27 protein-coding genes are annotated in these 19449 nt (G+C 44.6%); all 27 read right to left on the bottom strand.

Features of this window, described 5'->3' with window-relative positions; all coding sequences use genetic code 11:
* Position 1: 1 nt before the first annotated feature.
* Positions 2-268 carry a phage holin gene (locus tag ACZM6M_RS16620; RefSeq protein ID WP_489490582.1) on the bottom strand — a complete coding sequence of 89 codons (267 nt, stop codon included), beginning with the start codon at positions 266-268 and terminating at the stop codon, positions 2-4.
* A 5-nt stretch (positions 269-273) separates the two neighbouring features.
* Positions 274-585, bottom strand: a complete 312-nt coding sequence (locus ACZM6M_RS16625; protein ID WP_489490583.1) for a hypothetical protein — start codon at positions 583-585, stop codon at positions 274-276.
* Positions 586-681: 96 nt separating this feature from the next.
* The gene (locus tag ACZM6M_RS16630; RefSeq protein WP_317135669.1) at positions 682-807 is read right to left on the bottom strand and encodes a CD1375 family protein; all 126 of its coding nucleotides are present in this window, start codon (positions 805-807) and stop codon (positions 682-684) included.
* 50 nt (positions 808-857) lie between these two features.
* Positions 858-965: a CD1375 family protein gene (locus ACZM6M_RS16635; RefSeq protein WP_259957573.1), complete on the bottom strand. Its 108-nt coding sequence runs from the start codon at positions 963-965 to the stop codon at positions 858-860.
* 17 nt (positions 966-982) lie between these two features.
* Positions 983-1246 carry a hypothetical protein gene (locus ACZM6M_RS16640; RefSeq protein ID WP_489490584.1) on the bottom strand — a complete coding sequence of 88 codons (264 nt, stop codon included), beginning with the start codon at positions 1244-1246 and terminating at the stop codon, positions 983-985.
* A gap of 2 nt (positions 1247-1248) precedes the next feature.
* Positions 1249-2367 carry an RNA-directed DNA polymerase gene (locus tag ACZM6M_RS16645; protein WP_489490585.1) on the bottom strand — a complete coding sequence of 373 codons (1119 nt, stop codon included), beginning with the start codon at positions 2365-2367 and terminating at the stop codon, positions 1249-1251.
* A gap of 435 nt (positions 2368-2802) precedes the next feature.
* Positions 2803-4650, bottom strand: coding sequence for a phage tail-collar fiber domain-containing protein (locus ACZM6M_RS16650; RefSeq protein ID WP_489490586.1), 1848 nt, complete (start codon positions 4648-4650; stop codon positions 2803-2805).
* Positions 4651-4665: 15 nt separating this feature from the next.
* Positions 4666-5463, bottom strand: coding sequence for a putative phage tail protein (locus tag ACZM6M_RS16655; RefSeq protein WP_489490587.1), 798 nt, complete (start codon positions 5461-5463; stop codon positions 4666-4668).
* Complete coding sequence (locus ACZM6M_RS16660) at positions 5460-6665, bottom strand: baseplate J/gp47 family protein (RefSeq protein ID WP_489490588.1); 1206 nt, start codon at positions 6663-6665, stop codon at positions 5460-5462. The genes ACZM6M_RS16655 and ACZM6M_RS16660 overlap by 4 nt, the downstream gene beginning before the upstream one ends.
* A complete protein-coding gene (locus tag ACZM6M_RS16665; RefSeq protein ID WP_489490589.1) occupies positions 6665-7069 on the bottom strand; it encodes a DUF2634 domain-containing protein in 405 nt (134 codons plus the stop codon). The genes ACZM6M_RS16660 and ACZM6M_RS16665 overlap by 1 nt, the downstream gene beginning before the upstream one ends.
* On the bottom strand, positions 7066-7458 hold the full coding sequence (locus ACZM6M_RS16670; RefSeq protein ID WP_489490590.1) for a DUF2577 domain-containing protein: 393 nt from the start codon (positions 7456-7458) through the stop codon (positions 7066-7068). Before ACZM6M_RS16670 ends, ACZM6M_RS16665 begins: the two co-directional genes overlap by 4 nt.
* Complete coding sequence (locus ACZM6M_RS16675) at positions 7442-8425, bottom strand: XkdQ/YqbQ family protein (protein WP_489490591.1); 984 nt, start codon at positions 8423-8425, stop codon at positions 7442-7444. Before ACZM6M_RS16675 ends, ACZM6M_RS16670 begins: the two co-directional genes overlap by 17 nt.
* A 13-nt stretch (positions 8426-8438) precedes the next feature.
* Positions 8439-9128 carry a LysM peptidoglycan-binding domain-containing protein gene (locus tag ACZM6M_RS16680; RefSeq protein WP_489490592.1) on the bottom strand — a complete coding sequence of 230 codons (690 nt, stop codon included), beginning with the start codon at positions 9126-9128 and terminating at the stop codon, positions 8439-8441.
* On the bottom strand, positions 9125-11770 hold the full coding sequence (locus ACZM6M_RS16685) for a tape measure protein (protein WP_489490593.1): 2646 nt from the start codon (positions 11768-11770) through the stop codon (positions 9125-9127). The genes ACZM6M_RS16680 and ACZM6M_RS16685 overlap by 4 nt, the downstream gene beginning before the upstream one ends.
* Positions 11771-11972: 202 nt before the next feature.
* Positions 11973-12404 carry a phage tail assembly chaperone gene (locus tag ACZM6M_RS16690; protein WP_489490594.1) on the bottom strand — a complete coding sequence of 144 codons (432 nt, stop codon included), beginning with the start codon at positions 12402-12404 and terminating at the stop codon, positions 11973-11975.
* A gap of 85 nt (positions 12405-12489) precedes the next feature.
* Positions 12490-12969 carry a phage tail tube protein gene (locus ACZM6M_RS16695; RefSeq protein WP_489490595.1) on the bottom strand — a complete coding sequence of 160 codons (480 nt, stop codon included), beginning with the start codon at positions 12967-12969 and terminating at the stop codon, positions 12490-12492.
* Between the two features lie 17 nt (positions 12970-12986).
* Positions 12987-14294 carry a phage tail sheath family protein gene (locus ACZM6M_RS16700; protein WP_489490596.1) on the bottom strand — a complete coding sequence of 436 codons (1308 nt, stop codon included), beginning with the start codon at positions 14292-14294 and terminating at the stop codon, positions 12987-12989.
* Position 14295: 1 nt separating this feature from the next.
* Positions 14296-14508 carry a YqzN/YkzM domain-containing protein gene (locus ACZM6M_RS16705; protein WP_489490597.1) on the bottom strand — a complete coding sequence of 71 codons (213 nt, stop codon included), beginning with the start codon at positions 14506-14508 and terminating at the stop codon, positions 14296-14298.
* Between the two features lie 9 nt (positions 14509-14517).
* Positions 14518-14952 carry a phage tail terminator family protein gene (locus ACZM6M_RS16710; protein ID WP_489490598.1) on the bottom strand — a complete coding sequence of 145 codons (435 nt, stop codon included), beginning with the start codon at positions 14950-14952 and terminating at the stop codon, positions 14518-14520.
* Positions 14949-15455 (bottom strand): HK97 gp10 family phage protein, encoded by a 507-nt coding sequence (locus ACZM6M_RS16715; RefSeq protein ID WP_489490599.1) that lies wholly within the window; start codon positions 15453-15455, stop codon positions 14949-14951. The genes ACZM6M_RS16710 and ACZM6M_RS16715 overlap by 4 nt, the downstream gene beginning before the upstream one ends.
* Complete coding sequence (locus tag ACZM6M_RS16720; RefSeq protein WP_489490600.1) at positions 15455-15841, bottom strand: hypothetical protein; 387 nt, start codon at positions 15839-15841, stop codon at positions 15455-15457. Before ACZM6M_RS16720 ends, ACZM6M_RS16715 begins: the two co-directional genes overlap by 1 nt.
* Positions 15835-16224 carry a hypothetical protein gene (locus ACZM6M_RS16725; RefSeq protein ID WP_489490601.1) on the bottom strand — a complete coding sequence of 130 codons (390 nt, stop codon included), beginning with the start codon at positions 16222-16224 and terminating at the stop codon, positions 15835-15837. Before ACZM6M_RS16725 ends, ACZM6M_RS16720 begins: the two co-directional genes overlap by 7 nt.
* A 13-nt stretch (positions 16225-16237) precedes the next feature.
* Complete coding sequence (locus tag ACZM6M_RS16730; RefSeq protein WP_489490602.1) at positions 16238-16522, bottom strand: hypothetical protein; 285 nt, start codon at positions 16520-16522, stop codon at positions 16238-16240.
* A 31-nt stretch (positions 16523-16553) separates the two neighbouring features.
* Positions 16554-17534 (bottom strand): SU10 major capsid protein, encoded by a 981-nt coding sequence (locus tag ACZM6M_RS16735; protein ID WP_489490603.1) that lies wholly within the window; start codon positions 17532-17534, stop codon positions 16554-16556.
* A 22-nt stretch (positions 17535-17556) separates the two neighbouring features.
* Positions 17557-18183 (bottom strand): phage scaffolding protein, encoded by a 627-nt coding sequence (locus ACZM6M_RS16740; protein ID WP_489490604.1) that lies wholly within the window; start codon positions 18181-18183, stop codon positions 17557-17559.
* Between the two features lie 322 nt (positions 18184-18505).
* Positions 18506-18733 (bottom strand): hypothetical protein, encoded by a 228-nt coding sequence (locus ACZM6M_RS16745; protein ID WP_489490605.1) that lies wholly within the window; start codon positions 18731-18733, stop codon positions 18506-18508.
* 15 nt (positions 18734-18748) lie between these two features.
* A complete protein-coding gene (locus ACZM6M_RS16750; protein ID WP_489490606.1) occupies positions 18749-19384 on the bottom strand; it encodes an ADP-ribosyltransferase in 636 nt (211 codons plus the stop codon).
* Positions 19385-19449: the final 65 nt, after the last annotated feature.

Here is a 19449-nt window from a genome sequence, read left to right on the forward strand (position 1 = left end):
ATCACCCTTTCTTTTTCGGTTCGGTATAAGTCATAGCCTGTTCACTGTCCCCCGTTCCTGCGGTTGTCGGATCAACCACAATACCAAGAATGGTAAGGACGGCGAACAGCGCATTTACGACATCAAGCAGCTTGTTCCCAAGATCGCCCAAATCCAGCGTGAAGCCGAAAACAGCCGCCACAACCTGAATCAGAAGCAGAATCGCCGGGATAAGTGCAACCCAAAACGCCTTGTTCTTAAATCTCACAATCCAGTTAATGTTGTTCATAAATTTCACCCTTTCTTTTTCAAATGTAATTCGTCAATTTCTTCCTTCATTTTGGTAATCATGCCATTCCCGCCTAATTCGTGATATGCTTCATACATTTCACAAAAATTTTCGTAGGCGTAAGAAGGAATCGAACCTAAAATTGTGTACTTATCGTGATATTCGATAAGCTGAACCCTAAGCAAAAGCATTGTGCCTTTGCTGTTTGCGTCCCTGTCTTTCTTCTGCTTTTTTAGAAGCCATACAATATACCCCATCAAAGCAGTTAAAACAATGGGAAGCGCAATGGAATAGGTTTCCAAAAGCAAATTTTCCATCGGGTATCACCGCCTTTCTGTGTAACTTAAAAACCCCTATACAGGGCTTATATAAGCCCCATATAAGGGTTTTAAGTTAGCATTTGGTATTTTACTTTACTGCGCCAATTCAGCCAAATCAAGGTCAATCAGAACTTCTTTCACCTGATCCTGAATTCTTTCAGGAACATCAGAAAAATCCTTCTTGCCTTTCACGATAAGGGTTGCATAAACAACTGCCATCTCTTTCACATCCTTTCTAAATAAGATTTGATATATGATGAACTGAAACATCAGTCATCACCACCAAGAATACCCTGAACATCTTCTTTGAGATTGTCCGGTACATCATCAATGGTTTTAAGACCCTTTCTGATAAGTTCAGCATAGATTTTTGCCATAATTTATCACCCCTTTCTTATGGTATCATTTCATAGACTTCACACAAAGCAAGCTGCATATCTGTTACTTGTTGTGACAGGGAAACATTTTCTGCCGCCTGCTGTAAAATGAATTCATCTTTGGTGTACTGAATCATGTTAAATTCAAACCCTTTGAATTCATTTTCTTCACCCACATTTTCAGAAACTTCCTGAATGTTGGTGTGCTGCCAAACGCTGAAATCATCAATCACAATGCTTTCGGGCTTGACAGTGCTTCTTACTTTTCCGTAATCAACCATTGTTACGCCGCCTTTCTTTTAGATTTTATGACTTCCAAATAATACCTATCGGCATCCGGCTGGATCGGTGCAAGGTACTTTTGCTGTAAGCGGTAACTATCGCAATGCTTTAACCACCCCTTATAAGAATTCACGGAACACCATTCAGAATAATTCATCATCTGCCCGGTTTCCGTCTTTTTCCTGATTGCAACCATCCTTGCCTTGAATTTCTTACAGCTTGATTTCCTCAAAAGCGTATAATTCAAAAATGTTCGATACCCCACAAAATCTACACCCCGCACATAAGAAGGAAACACTTGCCAATTTCCCTTGATAGTCAGCTTCAAATTCTGCCGGAAATAAGCGTCAATTTCTTTTAGTAATCGGTGAAGTTCTGCTTTATCAGCACCGAATATCACAATATCATCCATATACCGGAAGTAGTGTTTCACCCGCTTTTCTTCCTTGATCCAGTGATCGAATCCTGAAAGATAGAAGTTGCCGCAATATTGGGAAAGGTAATTCCCTATTGGTATGCCTGTTTCAGAATCAATATCTTCATCAAGCAACCAAATATCACGCATATCTTCAATTTTAGTGGTACAAATGCTATCTATGATTTCATCCAACAACCAAAGCAATTCAGCATCTTTGAACAATCTCCTGAATTTCTGTTTCAAAATATCGTGATTGATAGAAGGGTAAAACTTTCTTACATCAAGCTTCAAACAATACTGACAGCCGGGAACATCCTTTTGCATAGCGTCCCTTACATCTTGCAACGCCGCATGGATTCCCCGGTCAGGTATCGCCGAATAGGTGTTCTTTGTCATATACCGTAAAAGATACGGTTCAATGACTTGCAGAATCGCCCATTGACAAATACGATCCGGGAAGTAAGGCAATTTGAAAATTTCCCGTTCCTTTCCGTTTTCCCGCTTGATAAATTTTTCATATTTGGAAGTTTGGTAGGTGTGATTGATAAGCATTTCTTGAAGCCGTGTCAAATAACCGTCAACGTCTGCTTCAACCTCTTTTACTTCTTCATACCAGCCTTTCCCCTTCTTTGCGTTTTGGTGGGCTTTGCGTAGGTTATCCATCGAACAAATCTGTTCATATAGATTTCCATATCGCTTCATTTGTCGAATGTTCCTTTTGTATGCACATTAAGCCGAATCTTCAACCTTTGAAAATAAACTTTCAAAGTCTACCAATACAGCCCAATTTTATTTTTAACTTCCCCCTTTCGGGGGCTGTCTGTTCCGCCAAGCGGCGGGGCGATTCAGGAATACAGAGATTTATTTGAAACAGCCTATGGGGTAGTAAATCGCTACCCCATAGGCTGAATCGTGCATTTACTAACTGCCTGCTGATATTCCGATTGCGATTAGAAGAAGCATTATTCAGATTCCAATAGAAGCTGCTGCATTTAGAACCATTATTCCATTTACTGCCTAATTTAGCCACCCGCTATATGGTTTCTTTTTTCTGCTTTCTCCCCTATATCGGTGAGTAAACAACAAAACTCCCTGAATCCCCCATATTTTTAATTTTTCAATAATTATTGAACGGTTTTAGGCTGCCTGCGGTACATACACCAACCGCCCGCCGATATCCCGAACGCGATCAGAAGAAGCATCAGCCAGATACCAACAGAAGCCGCCGCATCCAGAACCACCATTCCATCTACCGCCCAATATAGCCACCCGCCAGCCTGAATAACGATTCCAAAAGTAATCGCCAACGGGAAGGGAAGAATTGCCGGAAACTTCACCTGTAATGAACATCCAATCAAATTCTTCCGAATAGCAGAAAGCGGAAATGTACCCTTCCCCATAGCAAGGATGAAGGTTGGTGTTTTCATAGGGACTTGCACCGGAATCATCCACAAAACCATGATCCGAAACAAACAAATCACCGTATTCACCGCTGAAATCTTCCGTATTTGTCCAATCGGAAGGGTTCTGTTCGTTCATACCGTCAACCCAAGTCCAAATATTACCCCAAAGATTTTCTTCACCACGATAGGAAACAATGTTAAAGCCCCCATCATTTGTAACAGAACCGGAAGCATTACCAAGGGTAACAGTTGCTCCGGTGTTCTCTGCCATATTATTGGTTGTATCGTCCGTTTTACCGCTTACACCACTTCCGATTTTGGACTGCATATCAAAGGACGCATATTCAATCAGCATCAGAATTTGAGTTGCGCCCACGGTTGCGGCATAAGACTGTTCCCAACCTGTACCACGATTCCGGGCAATAATACGGGCATTTCCCCTTGTAAGGCTCTGTGTCTTTCCAGACATAGGCTTTGCATTAGCAATGCTGGACAACTTATCACCTGTACCAACTGCACTTGTGAAAGAAGCTACCTGTGCATCATCCAAAATGTAAGCCCCTCCCGTTCCTGCGGAAGCGTCCCAAAGGCAACCTTCAAAGGCTGCAAGGTAAATCTTTTCAAGCTGTCTGCCGTTGGAAATGAACGCCGGGTGAAGCTTGAATCCAGCCTTTGCAACGGGGGAAACATAGTAGCGTACTTTTCGGGTGATCTGTCCTTTTGCTGTATTCTCCACAAGCAGCGGAACGACCTTGTAATAAAACTTAGGCTGTTCAACCATCGTTTGAACAATCGTACCGCTTGCAAACTGCAAGGAAGTATCAGGTTCTTCCACATCTTCCGGGTTGCGGTCAATCGCCTGTGTAAGCTTACCTGTGGTGGAAAATCCCGCTTCACCGTAGTAGGCGGCAACTCTGCCATCATCGGTTACGTTGCAGCGTTTACGCCCGCCAAAGCAAGGAATATCGTCAAAACCTTCCCCCGGTGTACGGTTTACGGCTGCCGCAAGGCGGGTGAATTTTTTATTTACAAAATCCACTTCCACACCGAAAATATCATCATCGGTATAGCCCACAAACGCCTGCAAATCGGAAATCTGCTTCTGCAATTCCTGAATATCTCCGATTGTGGCAACCGCCGCCTGATCCACTTCAAGGGAAACGCTGTCAGCGTTGCCAACCGTAGTTACAAGCTGCACATAAGCACCCGACACGGTAACGCCGTTATATGGCGGCATATAGCAGTTGCCGGAAGTTTCGATTGTAACAGCGTACAGGATTTCCCCTTCATCGGGATCAACGGCATATAAGCCCAAAGTACGCATATAATACCCGGCTGTTAAATCTGTATTAGTGAACGCCGCTTCAACCTTGATTGCAACATCGTTTGTCCGGGTGACTTTGGAAATAAGGGAAGTCTGCTTCACACCAGTTAAGGCGGTCAGTGCTTCAAGCTGCGTAAGCTGATACTGTGTGCTTGAAGTGCTGATTTTTGTAAAATCAATGTTTCCTTCCCCGGCAATCATCTTTGCAATCAGAGCCTGCCCTTTGTTGGTGATAACCAACTTTGAAAATTCTGCCATGTCATTTCATCCTTTCTATTCTTCATCATTTATTCCAATGATTTCAGTAACAACCGCACCTGAACCAAGTGAATTTGTCCCGTCTATGTTGAACTGTTCATTGAAATCATTTGTGATTGTCACGCTTACCGCATTTACAATACCGCCACCGTGACTTGCTGAACCGTTTGCCGTTATGGTTTCCTTGCTGTCATTGGTAATAAAATAAGCGGCTGCACCACTAAGCGCACCGCCCACATTCGCCTTACCTGTGATTGTGTGTTCTGTCCGTTCATCATTTGTGATAACAAAGAATTCAACGGCACAAATACCGCCACCCCAAAGGGCAACACCATCCGCATCACACGGGATTTTATTCACCGAATCTACAACCATATTACAGGGAAGCATGGTTTCAATAATGTGTTCCAGTTCTTCAACCTGTCCAAACAGTTCAAGGTTGGTTTCAATCCCGATTTTGTAATACAGGAAGTCTTTTGTGATTTCAAAATTTGAATCACCGTAAAGGGCAATCAGCTTTGAAATCAGGGCTTTCAAGGTGTACGGGATTTCCGTAAACCACCTTGATTGTACCCTTGCCCGCCTACTTTCAAGGGTATCTTCCTTTGACGGAAGAATATTCAATATTTTTTCAAACCTTGAAATACCGTATTCATCGGCGGTTGCTATGAACTCATTGTATAAAACCCGGTCAGAAGCTTCCCAAATTAGCCTGAATTCGGGGTTTTCCGCTTCCAGTGCTGCAACGGTTTCCTGATTGTATTCCTGTAAGTATGGGGGCAAATAAGATACAAGGTCAACTTCTCTAATCATGCGCTTGCCCCCTCATACACGGGAACTTCATACTTCCCTAAAGTGAAGTTATCGGCAACGCCGTTGATTGTCGTGCCATTTATATCCACAATGCCCTTGATACCAAGAAGCCTTGTTTCAATTTGGCTGATACGCACAATCAAATGATCTTCATCCGCCCAAGTCTTTCTAAGTTCAAGAAGATAATCTTCAATTACTCCATCAATGGAAGTCTGCAAATTCGACCAGCTATAACCCACATCAAAGGCGATTGTGGTTTTTACAGTGATACCAATATCATCTGCACTTTTCACATTCACCACATGACCGATAGGCGCAAGCCCGTAACCTTCCCCGGTATATTCATCGGGATCAAGCGTTTCCTTCACCAAATTAAGCAGCGTTTCATTTGCCACATCAAAATTTGAATTCAGGATCGTTATAAGTACCGTTCCCCCGGTTGTCAGCTTCAAATCCTTTGCCGCCGTATATACCGCCGTAATCCATGACTGGACGGCGGCGGGAAGGGAAGATAAGCCCGTTTTATACCAAGACCGCACCGCTTCATTTGGGATCATGGAAGCGGGGGAAATATCCCCGTTCCAAACTCTTGTTACCTTTGTGCTGCCAACACCGGGAATGGCGTTGGTTTTGTTGATATAATCCGCCCGGTTTCCCCCGAAAGCCTTTTCTTCAAAAGAAGCAAAGTAGCGATCCCGCAAGACCTCTGTATCTTCTTCATCCTCACCGGGAATAAGAATTTCAGTCAGCGTTGCAGTTTCCAGCCCGTCAATGTATTCAATCGGGATCATCTGCCCCAAATACTGATTTCCGATTATGCCGGGTGTTTCACATTGGACTTCATAGCCCCCTTCACCGTCCGTTGCTTCCCTCAAAACAACATAGTTCATAGTACCGATATTGAACCGCTTACCAATCACATCAATGTTTGAAGGGGTGAACACGCCACGCAAGATTGCGTTGGTTGCCGGATCGGGGGTGATACCTCTTTCCTTGCAGCGCAAGATCAGGAATTCCCTTGAAGCGGTGTCCCCGTATGCTTCCCGCAAAATGGTATCAAGTTCAATGTATAAAATCTGAAATTCAATGGCGGTTGGTGAATGGGTGTCGAAAATGACCGCACCTTCCCGCTTATCAAATTTTTCATTGACACGGGCAAGCATCCGTTCAAGAATGACTTCATAGGTTTGATCCTCGTACATTAAAAATTCACCGTCCTTTCTGCTTGCACATCCCCGAAAATGGTATGTGCTGTAAAGGACACATGAACCACGCCTTTCTGCGGAAGGTCAAATTCAAAGTTATCAACGCTTTCAATTCGTTCATCCCAAAGCAAGGCTTCTGTGATCCTGCGTTCCAGTTCGGGGCATACATAGGAAATGGGTTCGCCGTACAAGTCAAGCGTTTCAATCCCATAATTCCAGCTATACATGATATATTGATAGCGTTCTGTTTGAAGAATTTTGAAAATCGCTTGCTTCATAGCGTCAAGCCCATCCGTATAGCCACGAATAGAACCCGTGTCCAAATTCATTTTGTAAGTGTAGGTTGGTTGTTCTTCAAGTTCAAAATCCTGTTCAAGAAATCCTGTAATTGAAGGAATCATCCGATTCTATCCACCACAACATATTTTTGCCCGCCCTGCTGCCGGATAAGGATAACTTCATCACCAACAACCAACCCATTATGAACAGTGATTGATTTCCTTCCGGTAATTGCATGATTGTGGGAAGCAAAGGAACTTTCCCCACTTCCGCCTGATTTATTTTCGGTATTCCAACTTACCGTTACATTCGTTGTAAAATCCGTCACATTGCGGGTAAGGACAAGTTGCGCTGCCCCAAGGGTAAATTTCTGATCCACCAATATCTGCAACGGGGAAGCACTTGTCACCTTTCCAAAGCAGACTTCAACGGGCTTTTCTGCCTTTACCGCCTTGCTTGCCGCTTTTTTAATCGCTTTTGTTAATTCGGTTGCGTCAGGCAACGAACTCACCCCCTCTAAGTGTCAAATCCATAAAGTGTTCATCAAGATTGAACTTGTGTGTAACCTTTTCAACCAGCATGAAGTTTTTCAGTTTCATATCACCCAAATCAAGGTTGACAACCACCATGCTTCCGGCTCTCACACGGGTATCACCTAAAGCATTAGTAATTTTCAAGTTACGGGTTTTCTTATTGTAAAGCTGCAAAAGGGCATCGGCTTTCGCCTGCCCGTTTTCACCCTTTGACAGCGTATCAAAATACTGCAAAATGCCCCATTCGTTGATATGGCTGCCGTCCTGTGCAATATAGACTTCCCGCTTTCCGGTTTCATCATTGTCATAGGTCAGCTTCACTTTGTTGTAGGTGTCGCTGTCAATACTGGAAGTGTAGTCAAAATTTTCCCCGGTTTCTTCATCAATCATCAGATACCCGGAAGAATTATCCCCAACATACATATTCCCAAGGAATTTCAGGGTAAGCTTTCCAAAATCATCATACAGAATGAACATATTCCCGTTGTTCTGCAATTCCAAATCAAGGGCATTTTCTATCATATCGAAAAGGGAAGTGTTATCTTCAACCCTTGAAGCAATCACAAACGGGGTATCTTCAATAGTACCCACATTCAAGGAAAAATCTGCCGCAATCATCTTGATAAACTGCGCTGCGGTTTTATTTTCATAAACATAGGTATCCTTGTTGTTCAGGTAACGCAACTGATCGTAGGCGGTAACGCTGATAATCTGATCCTTATCCCGCTTTTTGCTGAATACGAACCCAAAGAAAATCCCTTTGCCGTCCACTTTCAGGCGTACCGCTGCACCCTCTTGAAAATTGATTATGCTGTCTTTTACAACCTTGAAGGTCAGCTTTCCGGGGGTGCTTCTTCTTTCCGTAGTCCATTCGATCCCTTCTTCCACAATCGGCAAATATGCCTTGCTGCCGGAAGGATCGGCAATCAAAAGTTCAACATTCATTGAAGCACCCCCTTTAAGCTGCCGGAATGGTAAGCACCTGACCGGGGTAAATAAGGTTTGGATTTCCACCGATAACACCCCGGTTAGCGTTATAGATCACCGTGTATTTTGCGCCGTTTCCGTAAAAACGCTTTGCAATGTTCCAAAGGCAATCACCGCTTACCACCGTATAAGTTTGAGAAGCAGCTGGGGCGGGGCTTGTTTCCGCCGCCCTTGTCGGCTGCACCGTTGCTTTGGGCTTTGAAGCCTGAATTTTAATATTTACCGTCTTTGTGCCGTATTCCCGATACTGCTTCAAGGAAATCTTCACTTTCAGATCAAAGCCATTCTTTGAATCCTCTGTGATTTTGTAATCTTCCATTGAAACTTTGATGTTCGTGGAAAAAAGCACCTTGCCATTCGGCATTGTCCTTGACACAAGGAATTGGAAGGGCTGTTTGGAAGTTTTCAGCCCTTCAAAGTAATCAAGGAAATAGGAAGCCCCCTGAAAGCCTGACTTATAGACTGCATAGGGCTGTTTCACCTGTGGGATTTCACATTCAAATTCAATATCCGTAAGTGCTGCGGTTTTCAGAATGTTAATTTCCCCTTCATTTATCAGCGTTACCGTATCATTGGCATTGTTGATTTTGATTTCAAGCTTCTGCGGGGTGACGGGAAGCAAGCACTTCTTCAAGTAAAAATCATATCCACTTTTCATCATGTATGCACCCCTTCCGCCATGCTATCAATCGCTTCATTTACACCTTCTGTCAGCCCGGAAATAACGCCGTCCAAATCCATTCCGTTAGAAATGTTGTTCTGCATACCGGACATATCAACGCTAATTTCAGCGGTTGTAAATCGGTTCACCGCTTCCTGCTCTGCAATATCACGAAGATACTTCAAATCTTCTTCTGTAATATCCATGCTGTCAGCGATTGCTCCGGTGTTCCCGGCAATATCATCCACACCGCTTCCGATACCACCAAGCCCGCCTAAATCGCTGCCGTATCCGCTAAGATCGGCATAGTCACCAGCACCCGGAACATTGGTATCAAACAGGGAAGAAGGATCGAAGTTTGCAATGCTTTCATCTATTCCTTCACCGAACGAATACCCCGCATCCCATGCGCTGGAATACTCAAATCTATCTAAATGCAAATCTTCCGCATTTAGCTTTGCCATGATTTCTTCCCCTTGTCCGAAGGTGGAATCAACCCACCCACCAAGGGAATCACGCCAACCTTGAACCGCCCCCGCAAGGTTTGAACCAAAGATTGTGTCAATGGCACTTGCCAAAGACTGCAACAGCGAAAGGACAGTATCAACCAAATCAAAGAACAATCTTGCGATTGCCCCAACCGGATCATTGAACACATTCCCAAAGAAGTTTGCAAATGCGGCAATGAAATTCCAAAGCACAACGAAAATATCAATGACAAAGTTAATCAGGGCAACGAACAGATTTCCAATGAACGCTGCCGCCACCATGAACACCCCGCAAATGATACCAGTTGCAGAAACGGAAGTTCCGGCAAATTTATTCACCGCCGCAACCGCCGCATAAAATAGGGCAATCAGGGCGATAATCAAAATGATAATCCAAACAATGGGACAAGCGTACATTGCAGCGTTTAAGCCATATTGCGCCGTTGTCTGCGCCCATGTTGCGCCAGTCACAAGCATTGTTGCCGCTGCCAATATTCCTTTTGCGACTGCAACAACCCCTTGAACCGCTGCAAGAGCAAGTTCAGCCCCTCTTACAAGCATCAGCCGCCCATAATACACTAACAATGCGGCTGCAACCCCATAAATGATAGGGGATAACCAAGACCAGTTGTCTGCAATCATTGTCCCAACAGAAGCAATTAGGTTGAAGATTTCAACCACGATACCCGCCACCATTGAAAGGGCTTCAATCGCACCATTTATAAAGGTTTGGAACGCTTCACTGTTCGCTACATCGTTCAACCTTTGAAGTACGGGCTGAAACGCCATCAAAGCGGTATTCTGAAAAGAAGTCCAAATCTGATTGAAAGTTTTCGGCATACTTTCAAATTTGGCGTTGGTTTCGTCTGCCGCTGCAAACATAGCGTTTTTGACGATTTCAGCGGTGATCTGACCTTCCGCCGCCATATCTTTAAGCTGCCCTTTCGGAACTTCCATGTAATCAGCAATCGCCTGAATGATATTCGGGGCTTGTTCAAGGATTGAATTATATTCTTCACCACGAAGAACACCCGAACCCATAGCCTGTGTAAGCTGCAACATGGCGGCATCAATGCCCGCCGCTTCCGTACCAGCAATGGTAAACTGTTTGTTCAACTGTTCAGTAAAAGCAATGATTTCTTCTGAACTGCTGAAAGCATCACCCGCCATAAGTCCCAATTTGGAAACAGCGTCAGCGGTTGCCTGATATGCGCCCCTTGACCGTTCAGCCGAAAGGTAAATCATATTCTGCAAATCCTGTGTGGTTTGCAGACCATCGTTCATTAAATTCAGGCGGGCGGTTGTAGAAGTAAGCTGATCGGATAAATCCATCACCTTTCCGATTGTCTGAACACTTGCATAAGCGGCAACTGCCCCCTTAATCATGTTCATCAAATCGCTTGCGCCCTGCGTACCTTCATCAATGGCACGATTAAAACGCCCCTGTTCGTCCGTATTGTCACGGATATAGCGTTCTGTATTGCTTACTGTACTGGATAACCGCAAGTAGGCTTCATTGGCTGCGGAAACGTCCATCCGCTCCATAGCCCGGTTCAAATCTTCCTGATCCTGCACCGCCTGATTCAACTGACTTCTAAGCTGTTCCAACTCTGCATTTGCGGTGTCAGTCCCCATATTCATAGGGTTGCTTTCGATCTGCTGAATCCGCTGCTGAATTGCCTGTAAACGGGATTGCATACTGTTCATATCCGCAACAGCACTTGCCGGGAACATATCAGTTCCAGCCGCCGTTGCCGCAATCCGTTCCTGCGTAGTGTTCAAAGTGTTCAACATACTGTTTGCACTTTGAATTTCCTGCTGAAATCTTTCAACGCCGGAAGTGGTAAACACATCCATTGAATCAGATTGCCACTGTACAGGAACGGGCTGCGGCGTGGAAGGCTGCGGGGTGGTAGGCGTGGAAGTTTGCGGCGCATCTACATTCTGCATAGCAGCTTCCCATTGCTGCGCCGCAACCGTGGCTTGATTGATTGCTTCCCTTGCCGCCTGAATGGAAGTGGTGTCCACGGGTTCATTCATAGCCCGGTTCAAATCTTCCATGACGGAAAGGCTCATATTTACAGCGTTTGTAATGCCGTACAGAATCCCAGAAAAGTTATCCTGTAATTCAATCGCTGTTCGGATTGTCGCCACGCTTATCACCTACCTTTCTTTTTGCCTTTGCTCTTACTCTCAATCCGTTTCTTTTCCTTCTTATCCTTTTCAAGCTTTACCCGGATAGCAGCAACGCAAAAGGCTTTTTCCTGTTCATCCATAGCAAGCCAAGCGGAAGGAAGGATATGAAGTTTCAGAAGGGCATAGTAAGCAAAATTCGCTTCCCAATCCCCTTCTTCAATTAGTTTTTTGCTTCATTCACCTTATCGTCAAAGGACACATTGAAGCCCTGAAATTTCTGCACAAATGCGGCAAGATCGTTGTATTCACCCGGATCATCCACCATAGCCATAAGCAGATCTTCCGGGGTTTTCACACCATAGGAATCCTGCAATTCAGCGTTGTACATATCCGGGGTGACAATAGAAGCTACAATCATTTTCTGAATGTACAGGCTGGATTTCAGCTTTGGACGATACATATTCGGCTTACCCGTGACAGGTACATCAAGCGTACAGGATTCACGAATATCTTCATTTTCCTTAGAAGTGATATGGCGAAACTCCCATTCAAGGGGGTTGCCGTTATCATCACAAAGGGACTTAGTAGCCGGATAAAAACCGTTCTCTTTCACGGTTTTGTTTGCTTTCATAAATTTAGCGAATTTAGACATTTTTTCATTCATCCTTTCTGTTTATCGAGTGATAAGAAAAACCCCTTATATGAGCCTATATAAAGCCCACACAAGGGGTTTAACCTTAGTTCGTAAGGAAGCCCGTAAGCTGTGCAAAAGATTCCGGCATGGAGAAATCCTCGAAAGTACCTTCAATTTCTTCATCCAGATATTCATCGTCTGCATCGAACTTAGCCAAAATGCCGCCGTCCGTGTTGCAGTCATAAAGAACAATCGTCTGTCTGCCAGCGTCCGAACCGGGATCATCGTTGGTGATCTGCATTTCAAAGTAGGCATCAACACCGCTGTTCTTGTAGTCAAGAAGAAGCTGCCGCATTACAGACTGATTGTAATGGGCTGTGCCGGAAAAAGTACCTTCCATACCGCAAGACTTATGACCTACCATGATTGCCCCAAGGCGGGGAACGGTGGTTTTGGTTTTTTCAACCTGAACTTCCATATCAATCATCTGCATAAAGTTATAGCGGCGATCCCCAATAGTGATAAAGCACTCCGCCATCTTAGCGGCGATTGTGTCTTTGCCTTTCATCACAATGTTGTTCACTGAATTTCACCCCTTTCTTATGCCACTGTAACGGTCATATAAAGCTTATCCATAGCATTTACAACCGTTACAGCGTCCGTTACCACAACCGATTTCTTAGTGTCGCCCTGTTCCACAACCACATCAGAATCGGCAAAATCTTCAATGGCACGAATATCATTAAGCTGCTGATGGTGCTTCACAATATCCGACCAAAGAGAAATGCGCCCCGCTGCATCGTTGGGAACAACGCCCAAATACTTATCTTTGAACAGGACGGCAATATCATTTGCAATCTGATCGATAACCCGGATCGTCTGATTGTCCTTGAAAATATCGCCCTGCGTGTCGGAAGTGGTAGTCATGCTGTTAATGTCAGACAGCACACGAATATCAGTACCGACCTTATGAAGAACGAATTCACCCGCATTGATAGCGGCAATCAGTTCATTCTGCGTGTAGTCCACACCAACATCAAATTCACCGTCATAAACCTTGTTCTGACAGCTTCTATTGACTTCACACCCGGCTTCCGCACCAGTCACCCAATAAACAAGGGCGGCTGCGCCAAAAGTAGAATCTGTTACGGAATTCTTCACATTGATAACGCCGTAATAATCGGCTGCCTTATTGTGAAGAACGAGCTGGAATTTGATACCCATTTCATCACGAAGCCGCTTCACAAAGGAAACAAACAGGTTCTTAGTGGTATCGTCAGTTACCACAACACCCATCGTGTTATAGGTATAAGCTTCAATCTTATCCAAATATGCCTGATAAGCCGCACCGTCCACCGTCTTATTTGTACCGCCAGTAAGCGGGGTAGAAGCGGTGACTGCAAGTTCAGCTTCCGTTTTGAACTTCACATACTTGTTCGGTACAAGATTAGAAGCTGCGGCAACCGTCTGAACATCAACTTCTGAAGTGCCAAGAATGGTTGTCACATCGAAAAGTTCATCGTTATCAGCGTTTTTCTGAATCACGATTTTCAGGTCATTACCACGGGTGCCGCCATACAGGGCTTCCGCATAGGTATTACTTGCCTTTGTGCCACCACCGTTCAGGCGGTAAGCGTACAGGGTTCTTGCCCCAAGAAACAGGTCACGAAGCCCCTTCAACTTATTGTTGGTGTACTCATATCCGAAGATTTCCATACTGTTCTTCTGAAAATCACCATTGGTAACTTCAAAGACTTCCCCTTCCTTGCCCCAATCCAGTTCAAGGGGCATAGTTGCGATACCTCTATCAGAAAGGGTTGCGCTTGCGGCTGCTGCCGATACAAAGTTGATATAAGCACCGGGAAGGGTTTTATTCTGTGTAACAAAAGTTCCACCGCCCAAAGCCATCTTAGTTCACCTTACCTTTCATATAATCTTCAATCATTTGTTCAACGGTTTTCACCGTGAATTTTTCATCATCGGGATATTTAGAAAGAACAGCGTTCAGGGCATCCCGCTTACCTCTGAAACGCTTTGCCGCAAGAAGCTGATTTTTTGAAAATTCACTTTCAATATTTTCAGCTTCCTTTGCAGCGGTTTTTGTGGTTTTCCTTACCGCCATTCCATCACCTTAACCTTTCACGGAAACAGCCTGTTCAATTTCTTCCATAGGCTGCGATTCACTTCTGCGATATACGAACATATCGTAATTCACAAAGAAGTTAAGCACCCCATCCACAATTTCATATTTCATTTTCGTGCCATGCACCAAATCCCCGGTAACAGTGATCCACTCAAGGCAAAATTCCAACCGTTCCGCTATGGCGTGACATTCAGCGTTCATATTCTGCTTGTCAGCTGGAAAGAACTGTATGCAAAACGGATTTTCCCTGAAATACCGCTTCCCAAGGAAAAGTTCATGGGTGGGGTTGATACAGAAAATAAAAAAGCAAGGTTCTTTCAAGCCTTGCTTCACATTCTCTGTGTAGTTTGTATAGCCATCACCAAATTCCCCGTTCAGGGCAATGCTGATAGCGTCAGTTATCAAATTTACGGAATCTGTCACTTCATCACGCCCCCTAAGAATTTTTTGATTTTGGCTTCAAGCACTTGCGGGGCAATATCCTGAATTTCCCCTTCTGAAATCGTCAGCATGAACCGACCTTGAACCCATCCTTCATGGTTGGCTGTCCTGTGTCCAAACTCCACATAGGAAGCATATTCAACAGGGTTTACAATCTCAACCACAAGGAAGTTCCCAAAGTGGTTCACTTTCAGGGAATCAGCGTAGGCTTTTCCCGCCGCAATCGAACCTTTACCCGTTCCGCCTGCGGCTTCCTCATGGGTTTTTGAAGTCCACCCACGCCTAAGTGTACCGCCCTTTTTGCCTGATCCTTTCGGATAATCCCCAACGGGTGTACGCTTTATGACTTTGGCAAGCAGACGGGCGGCAAGTTCCTTAGCACACGAATCAACAAAGGCTTCAACCTCTGATTGCTGCAATTTGTTCAACTGCTTTTGAAGCTTTTTCATTCCTGCCATTGAAAACCCGCCCATTTTGGAAGCCATTAAGCCCACCCCTTGAAAAGTTCAAGCATGATTTCCTGATGTTCGGGATATATGGCGGGTTCGCTGCTTGCGGAATATTCGGTTTTTATCCCGTTTTGTTCCACAATGATTTTTGAACCTGATTTCACTTTGATTTCAGGTGACAGGAAAAGCTTTGTGCCTTGCGAAACTGCCGCTGCCGTGTCTGTTTGAACAACGGCACTAATTTTTTCAAATGACAAATTACAGGGCTGATTTTCGATAACGGTTATTTCCTTTTGGGTGGTTCGTTTGGTTTCAGGATCAGTAACGCTGCCATATTCAACAATCGTACACAATCCGTTATAGTACAGGTTTTCGTGCGCTTTTTTTGCCGCTTTGCGGGCGGCTTCTAATGCGTTCACCATCTGATCCGCCTGTAACAAGAAAATTCGTCCCGCCCATAGGTAAGAAGGTAGTTCAGAAGATTGTTCAACCGCTGTTCAGCGGTCAAACTCCCTTCCCCGGTTGCAAACACCGTATTTTTATCCCCTTCCTGTAACTGCTTTACCGCATAATCTAAATCAAGCCCTGCAATGTCATTCGGTGAAAAAGTTTTCTTCACCGTTAAGAATTCGCCTACTGCCATATCAATAGCGATATTCATTAAGCCGTCAGGTATTTCAGACACATTGCAATCATTTTTAATGGTATTCGTGACTTTCTCAACGGAAAAAGCCAAAATGACTTCATCCCCATCTTTCAGCACATACCCAAAAGACTGCAAGCGGGTTTTTACCTTATCCAGCATAGGAACACCGCCTTTACTCTTTATTTTCCACTTCCTGAATAATTTTCAGAATGTCAGCTTTCTTTGCAGCGTCCCCCAACTCAATATTGTGTTCCGCTGCATAAGCTTTCAGTTCCTCAACCTTCATTTCATCAAGTGGCTTTGCATCCGCTTCACCCGTCACAGTATGCCCCATGCTTTTCAGCTTAAAGGCAATCTGTTCATCGTTGGTTTCAAATACCCCCTTTACAAACTTGCAAAGGGGGCGGTTGCCGGAAGAATCCCAAACGATATTAGGGGTTTTTGGTTTCTTTGTCACTTTGAACATTTCATCACCCTAACCCTTTCTGTTAAGCACCAACGCCTGCGGAAGTAGCAAGACCAGTGATAGCACCATGAAGGAACGCCGGACCATGAGCAAGCCCGATCTGACCGTAAATCTGCACACGCTCAGAAGCACCGTTCTTTGCCAAATCTTCCTGAAACAAAACACCCTTGCCGGGAACTGCCTGAAATACCGGGGCAATATGCGCCATGTCAGCAATCAGGATAGAATCGGCGGGAACAAAGCGATCCCACACAACGCCCATCTTGAAGAAGTCCGTTTCAATTTCCGTGATATTCATGCCGCCCACATTCTGTGTAGTCTGCATATTGGCTTTGAACTGTTCAGCATACAGATTAGTAATCATCTGCTTCTGATATGCGCCGCAAAACAGCACCATCTTACCAAAGTAAGCACCGTTATCAGCCATTTCACGGAAAAGCTGATCCAGAAGGGCTTTACTAAGTGCAGCGGAAGCCGCATCAATGGAAGTACCCGCTCCCGAATTGCAAAGTTCAAACATACCACGGGTTTTGTTCGCAACATTGGCTGCCGTAGCGATCTGATACTCACCATTCAAGAAAGAAAATTCCACATCACGGGCAATCTTGACGAGCTTCTGCTGAATCTGCCAAGCCTTTTCATCTGCCGGGTTGGGATTCTGTCCTGCGGTGTTCAGACCGGACATTCTGCCGGAATTGCTCATTTTTGCATAGGTCAGATCAATAGTTTCCTGATGAATCTGAACCACGTTCTTTTCCTGCTCCCTTGCAATATGGGAAGCTGCCGGGGCGGTAACGGAAGCCTGTTCAGAAATTTCAGGCTGCCCCGCTTCCGGGAAATCATAAAGAACTGCCGTGGGGAACTCGAAGTTGTCCGTCTGTCTACCACCCGTCAGACCGCCGATCATGGAAAGAAACGGGGTTTGAGTAGGATCAGCGGTGAACAGTTCACCCGCATAGTTCGGCAAGTTCCAAGTAGTACCAATGCCAGATACCTGTGCCATAATATTTCACCTTAACCTTTCTTTACATCAGGATAACGCCTTCATTAGCCGCTTCCTGCTTGATTTTGATAACCTCTAACTGATTGTTGTTCTTACGGGCATCCGCAAGGCGGGCTTCATATCCTGCCTGTGTGGAATTGGGAACCGTAGTTGAAGCCCCCGGCTGAAATCCGGTAAACTTCTGCTGCGGGTTCTGATCCACATCAAACATATAACCGTCAGACTTTTTCAGGGCTTCAATCTGTTCATCAAACCCGGTCAGCTTGCCATCCTCACCAAGCTTCATTTTGGTGTCGTCCAGCATGGCACGAACCGCCTTGATATTCTTAGCCTTTGCCCCGGTCAACGCCAGTTCAACCGCATTGTTGAACTTCAAAGCCGCCATTTCTTCATCATGGGCTTTCTGCTGATCCGCATTTGCTTTCTGTAAAGCTGCAATCTGCGCTGTCAGGGATTCATTGTCCCCGGCTGATTTCTTCAAATCCTCAAGCTGCTTATCTCTATCAGAAACGGATTTCTTAGCGGTTTTCAGTTCCTCGTTGACCTCGTTGAACCTTGCCTTTGTGACAAAATCCCCATCAAGGGAAGCCATAATCTTAGAAGCCTGTTCCTCTGTGATACCCATTGCAATCAAATCTTCTTTTTTCATAGTCGAACCATCCTTTCATTTCCGTTGTTTACCGTGGGTGACGAACCACGAATGAATCTTGTTCTTTACCGCCTGCAATGCGAAAAAGGCGAAGAAAAAGCACCCTTGCGGGTGCTGTACTATTTAACCCATAGTTGGGAGATAATCGGATCACCGTTCCTTTCTAAGTGCGAAAGCCAATAGTCACGGAAATAACCTCCTTTCTTCAAAAATTCGACCTTATATAATGCCTATATACAGGCTGAAATAAAGTCTTTGATACATTTATTACCTAAAAATAAGCATGAAAAAAGCACCCTTGAAAATAAACTTTCAAAAGTGCTTATTCCTTTTCGTAGTATTCACATCGAATTTGATTCATCATCACTTCATAAGGCTTGAACTGCGGATAAGGGTACATCCGGCAACAACCTTTCTGATAGTGGTTTGAATAGACTGTGCCGCCATCCCTGAATATACAATTTTTACATTGACGGTACTTTTCAATCTGCGTGTTGTCGCTCAATACTTCATCCGCATACCGTTCTTCCAAAGATTTCTTTTCAGCCATTCAATCACCTTCTTTCTATCGCTGCGGGTTTTGCCCTATGACCTCAAGATCAATGTATATCATGCCGGGTGTTTTCTCAACCTTTGTAACACGGAAGGTTGTTCCTTGCTGCAAGATGATTTCCGATTCCTGCCCGAAAGAAGATTGCTTTGCGATACCGTCCCAAGACTTACCCGAACCATTACCGAAAGCGGAAAACGGTTCAGCATACATCATTTGAGTACCGGACGGGGCATAGATATTCAGGATAATATCACCGCTGAACCCTTTGCCCTTTGCAACACCACATGAACAAAAGCCGTATTCTGTGGGGGTAGTACCCAAAAGCAAGGCTTCCAATTCATCCTGTGTTGCCCGCTGCAATTTATCCATCGGAACATTGAAGAACTTATCCATGCCCTTAAATCTACAACCACGCTGCAACCAAAAATCTTCCTGATAGGTTGATTTTTCGATTATGTCAGTCATGGCGTTGATTTCCTTCCGCATTGCGCCGGGTTTCCATCCGGCATACTTCACGCCGATCTGATCCAAGTCCACATTACCAACGCCTAAAAACTTTTCGCTGCCGTATTCAATGCCCCGCAATGGTTCATTGAATTTGTGGTAACTTTGTGATATTGTCAATATTGGTTTACACTTTTTTCTCAAGAATGTTCGACCTTATGCTGCCTCCTGTAGCGAAGCATAGTATTGTTGTCGCTTAACCATTGGAG

The sequence above is a fragment of the Enterocloster sp. genome, assembly GCF_057861365.1.

Excerpts from the sequence above, each read along its gene's own strand:
- ACZM6M_RS16620 (WP_489490582.1), bottom strand. The coding sequence starts at position 268 with ATGAACAACATTAACTGGATTGTGAGATTTAAGAACAAGGCGTTTTGG.
- ACZM6M_RS16625 (WP_489490583.1), bottom strand. The coding sequence starts at position 585 with ATGGAAAATTTGCTTTTGGAAACCTATTCCATTGCGCTTCCCATTGTT.
- ACZM6M_RS16630 (WP_317135669.1), bottom strand. The coding sequence starts at position 807 with ATGGCAGTTGTTTATGCAACCCTTATCGTGAAAGGCAAGAAGGATTTT.
- ACZM6M_RS16635 (WP_259957573.1), bottom strand. The coding sequence starts at position 965 with ATGGCAAAAATCTATGCTGAACTTATCAGAAAGGGTCTTAAAACCATT.
- ACZM6M_RS16640 (WP_489490584.1), bottom strand. The coding sequence starts at position 1,246 with ATGGTTGATTACGGAAAAGTAAGAAGCACTGTCAAGCCCGAAAGCATT.
- ACZM6M_RS16645 (WP_489490585.1), bottom strand. The coding sequence starts at position 2,367 with ATGAAGCGATATGGAAATCTATATGAACAGATTTGTTCGATGGATAAC.
- ACZM6M_RS16650 (WP_489490586.1), bottom strand. The coding sequence starts at position 4,650 with ATGGCAGAATTTTCAAAGTTGGTTATCACCAACAAAGGGCAGGCTCTG.
- ACZM6M_RS16655 (WP_489490587.1), bottom strand. The coding sequence starts at position 5,463 with ATGATTAGAGAAGTTGACCTTGTATCTTATTTGCCCCCATACTTACAG.
- ACZM6M_RS16660 (WP_489490588.1), bottom strand. The coding sequence starts at position 6,665 with ATGTACGAGGATCAAACCTATGAAGTCATTCTTGAACGGATGCTTGCC.
- ACZM6M_RS16665 (WP_489490589.1), bottom strand. The coding sequence starts at position 7,069 with ATGATTCCTTCAATTACAGGATTTCTTGAACAGGATTTTGAACTTGAA.
- ACZM6M_RS16675 (WP_489490591.1), bottom strand. The coding sequence starts at position 8,425 with ATGAATGTTGAACTTTTGATTGCCGATCCTTCCGGCAGCAAGGCATAT.
- ACZM6M_RS16680 (WP_489490592.1), bottom strand. The coding sequence starts at position 9,128 with ATGATGAAAAGTGGATATGATTTTTACTTGAAGAAGTGCTTGCTTCCC.
- ACZM6M_RS16690 (WP_489490594.1), bottom strand. The coding sequence starts at position 12,404 with ATGTCTAAATTCGCTAAATTTATGAAAGCAAACAAAACCGTGAAAGAG.
- ACZM6M_RS16700 (WP_489490596.1), bottom strand. The coding sequence starts at position 14,294 with ATGGCTTTGGGCGGTGGAACTTTTGTTACACAGAATAAAACCCTTCCC.
- ACZM6M_RS16705 (WP_489490597.1), bottom strand. The coding sequence starts at position 14,508 with ATGGCGGTAAGGAAAACCACAAAAACCGCTGCAAAGGAAGCTGAAAAT.
- ACZM6M_RS16715 (WP_489490599.1), bottom strand. The coding sequence starts at position 15,455 with ATGGCTTCCAAAATGGGCGGGTTTTCAATGGCAGGAATGAAAAAGCTT.
- ACZM6M_RS16720 (WP_489490600.1), bottom strand. The coding sequence starts at position 15,841 with ATGGTGAACGCATTAGAAGCCGCCCGCAAAGCGGCAAAAAAAGCGCAC.
- ACZM6M_RS16725 (WP_489490601.1), bottom strand. The coding sequence starts at position 16,224 with ATGCTGGATAAGGTAAAAACCCGCTTGCAGTCTTTTGGGTATGTGCTG.
- ACZM6M_RS16735 (WP_489490603.1), bottom strand. The coding sequence starts at position 17,534 with ATGGCACAGGTATCTGGCATTGGTACTACTTGGAACTTGCCGAACTAT.
- ACZM6M_RS16740 (WP_489490604.1), bottom strand. The coding sequence starts at position 18,183 with ATGAAAAAAGAAGATTTGATTGCAATGGGTATCACAGAGGAACAGGCT.
- ACZM6M_RS16745 (WP_489490605.1), bottom strand. The coding sequence starts at position 18,733 with ATGGCTGAAAAGAAATCTTTGGAAGAACGGTATGCGGATGAAGTATTG.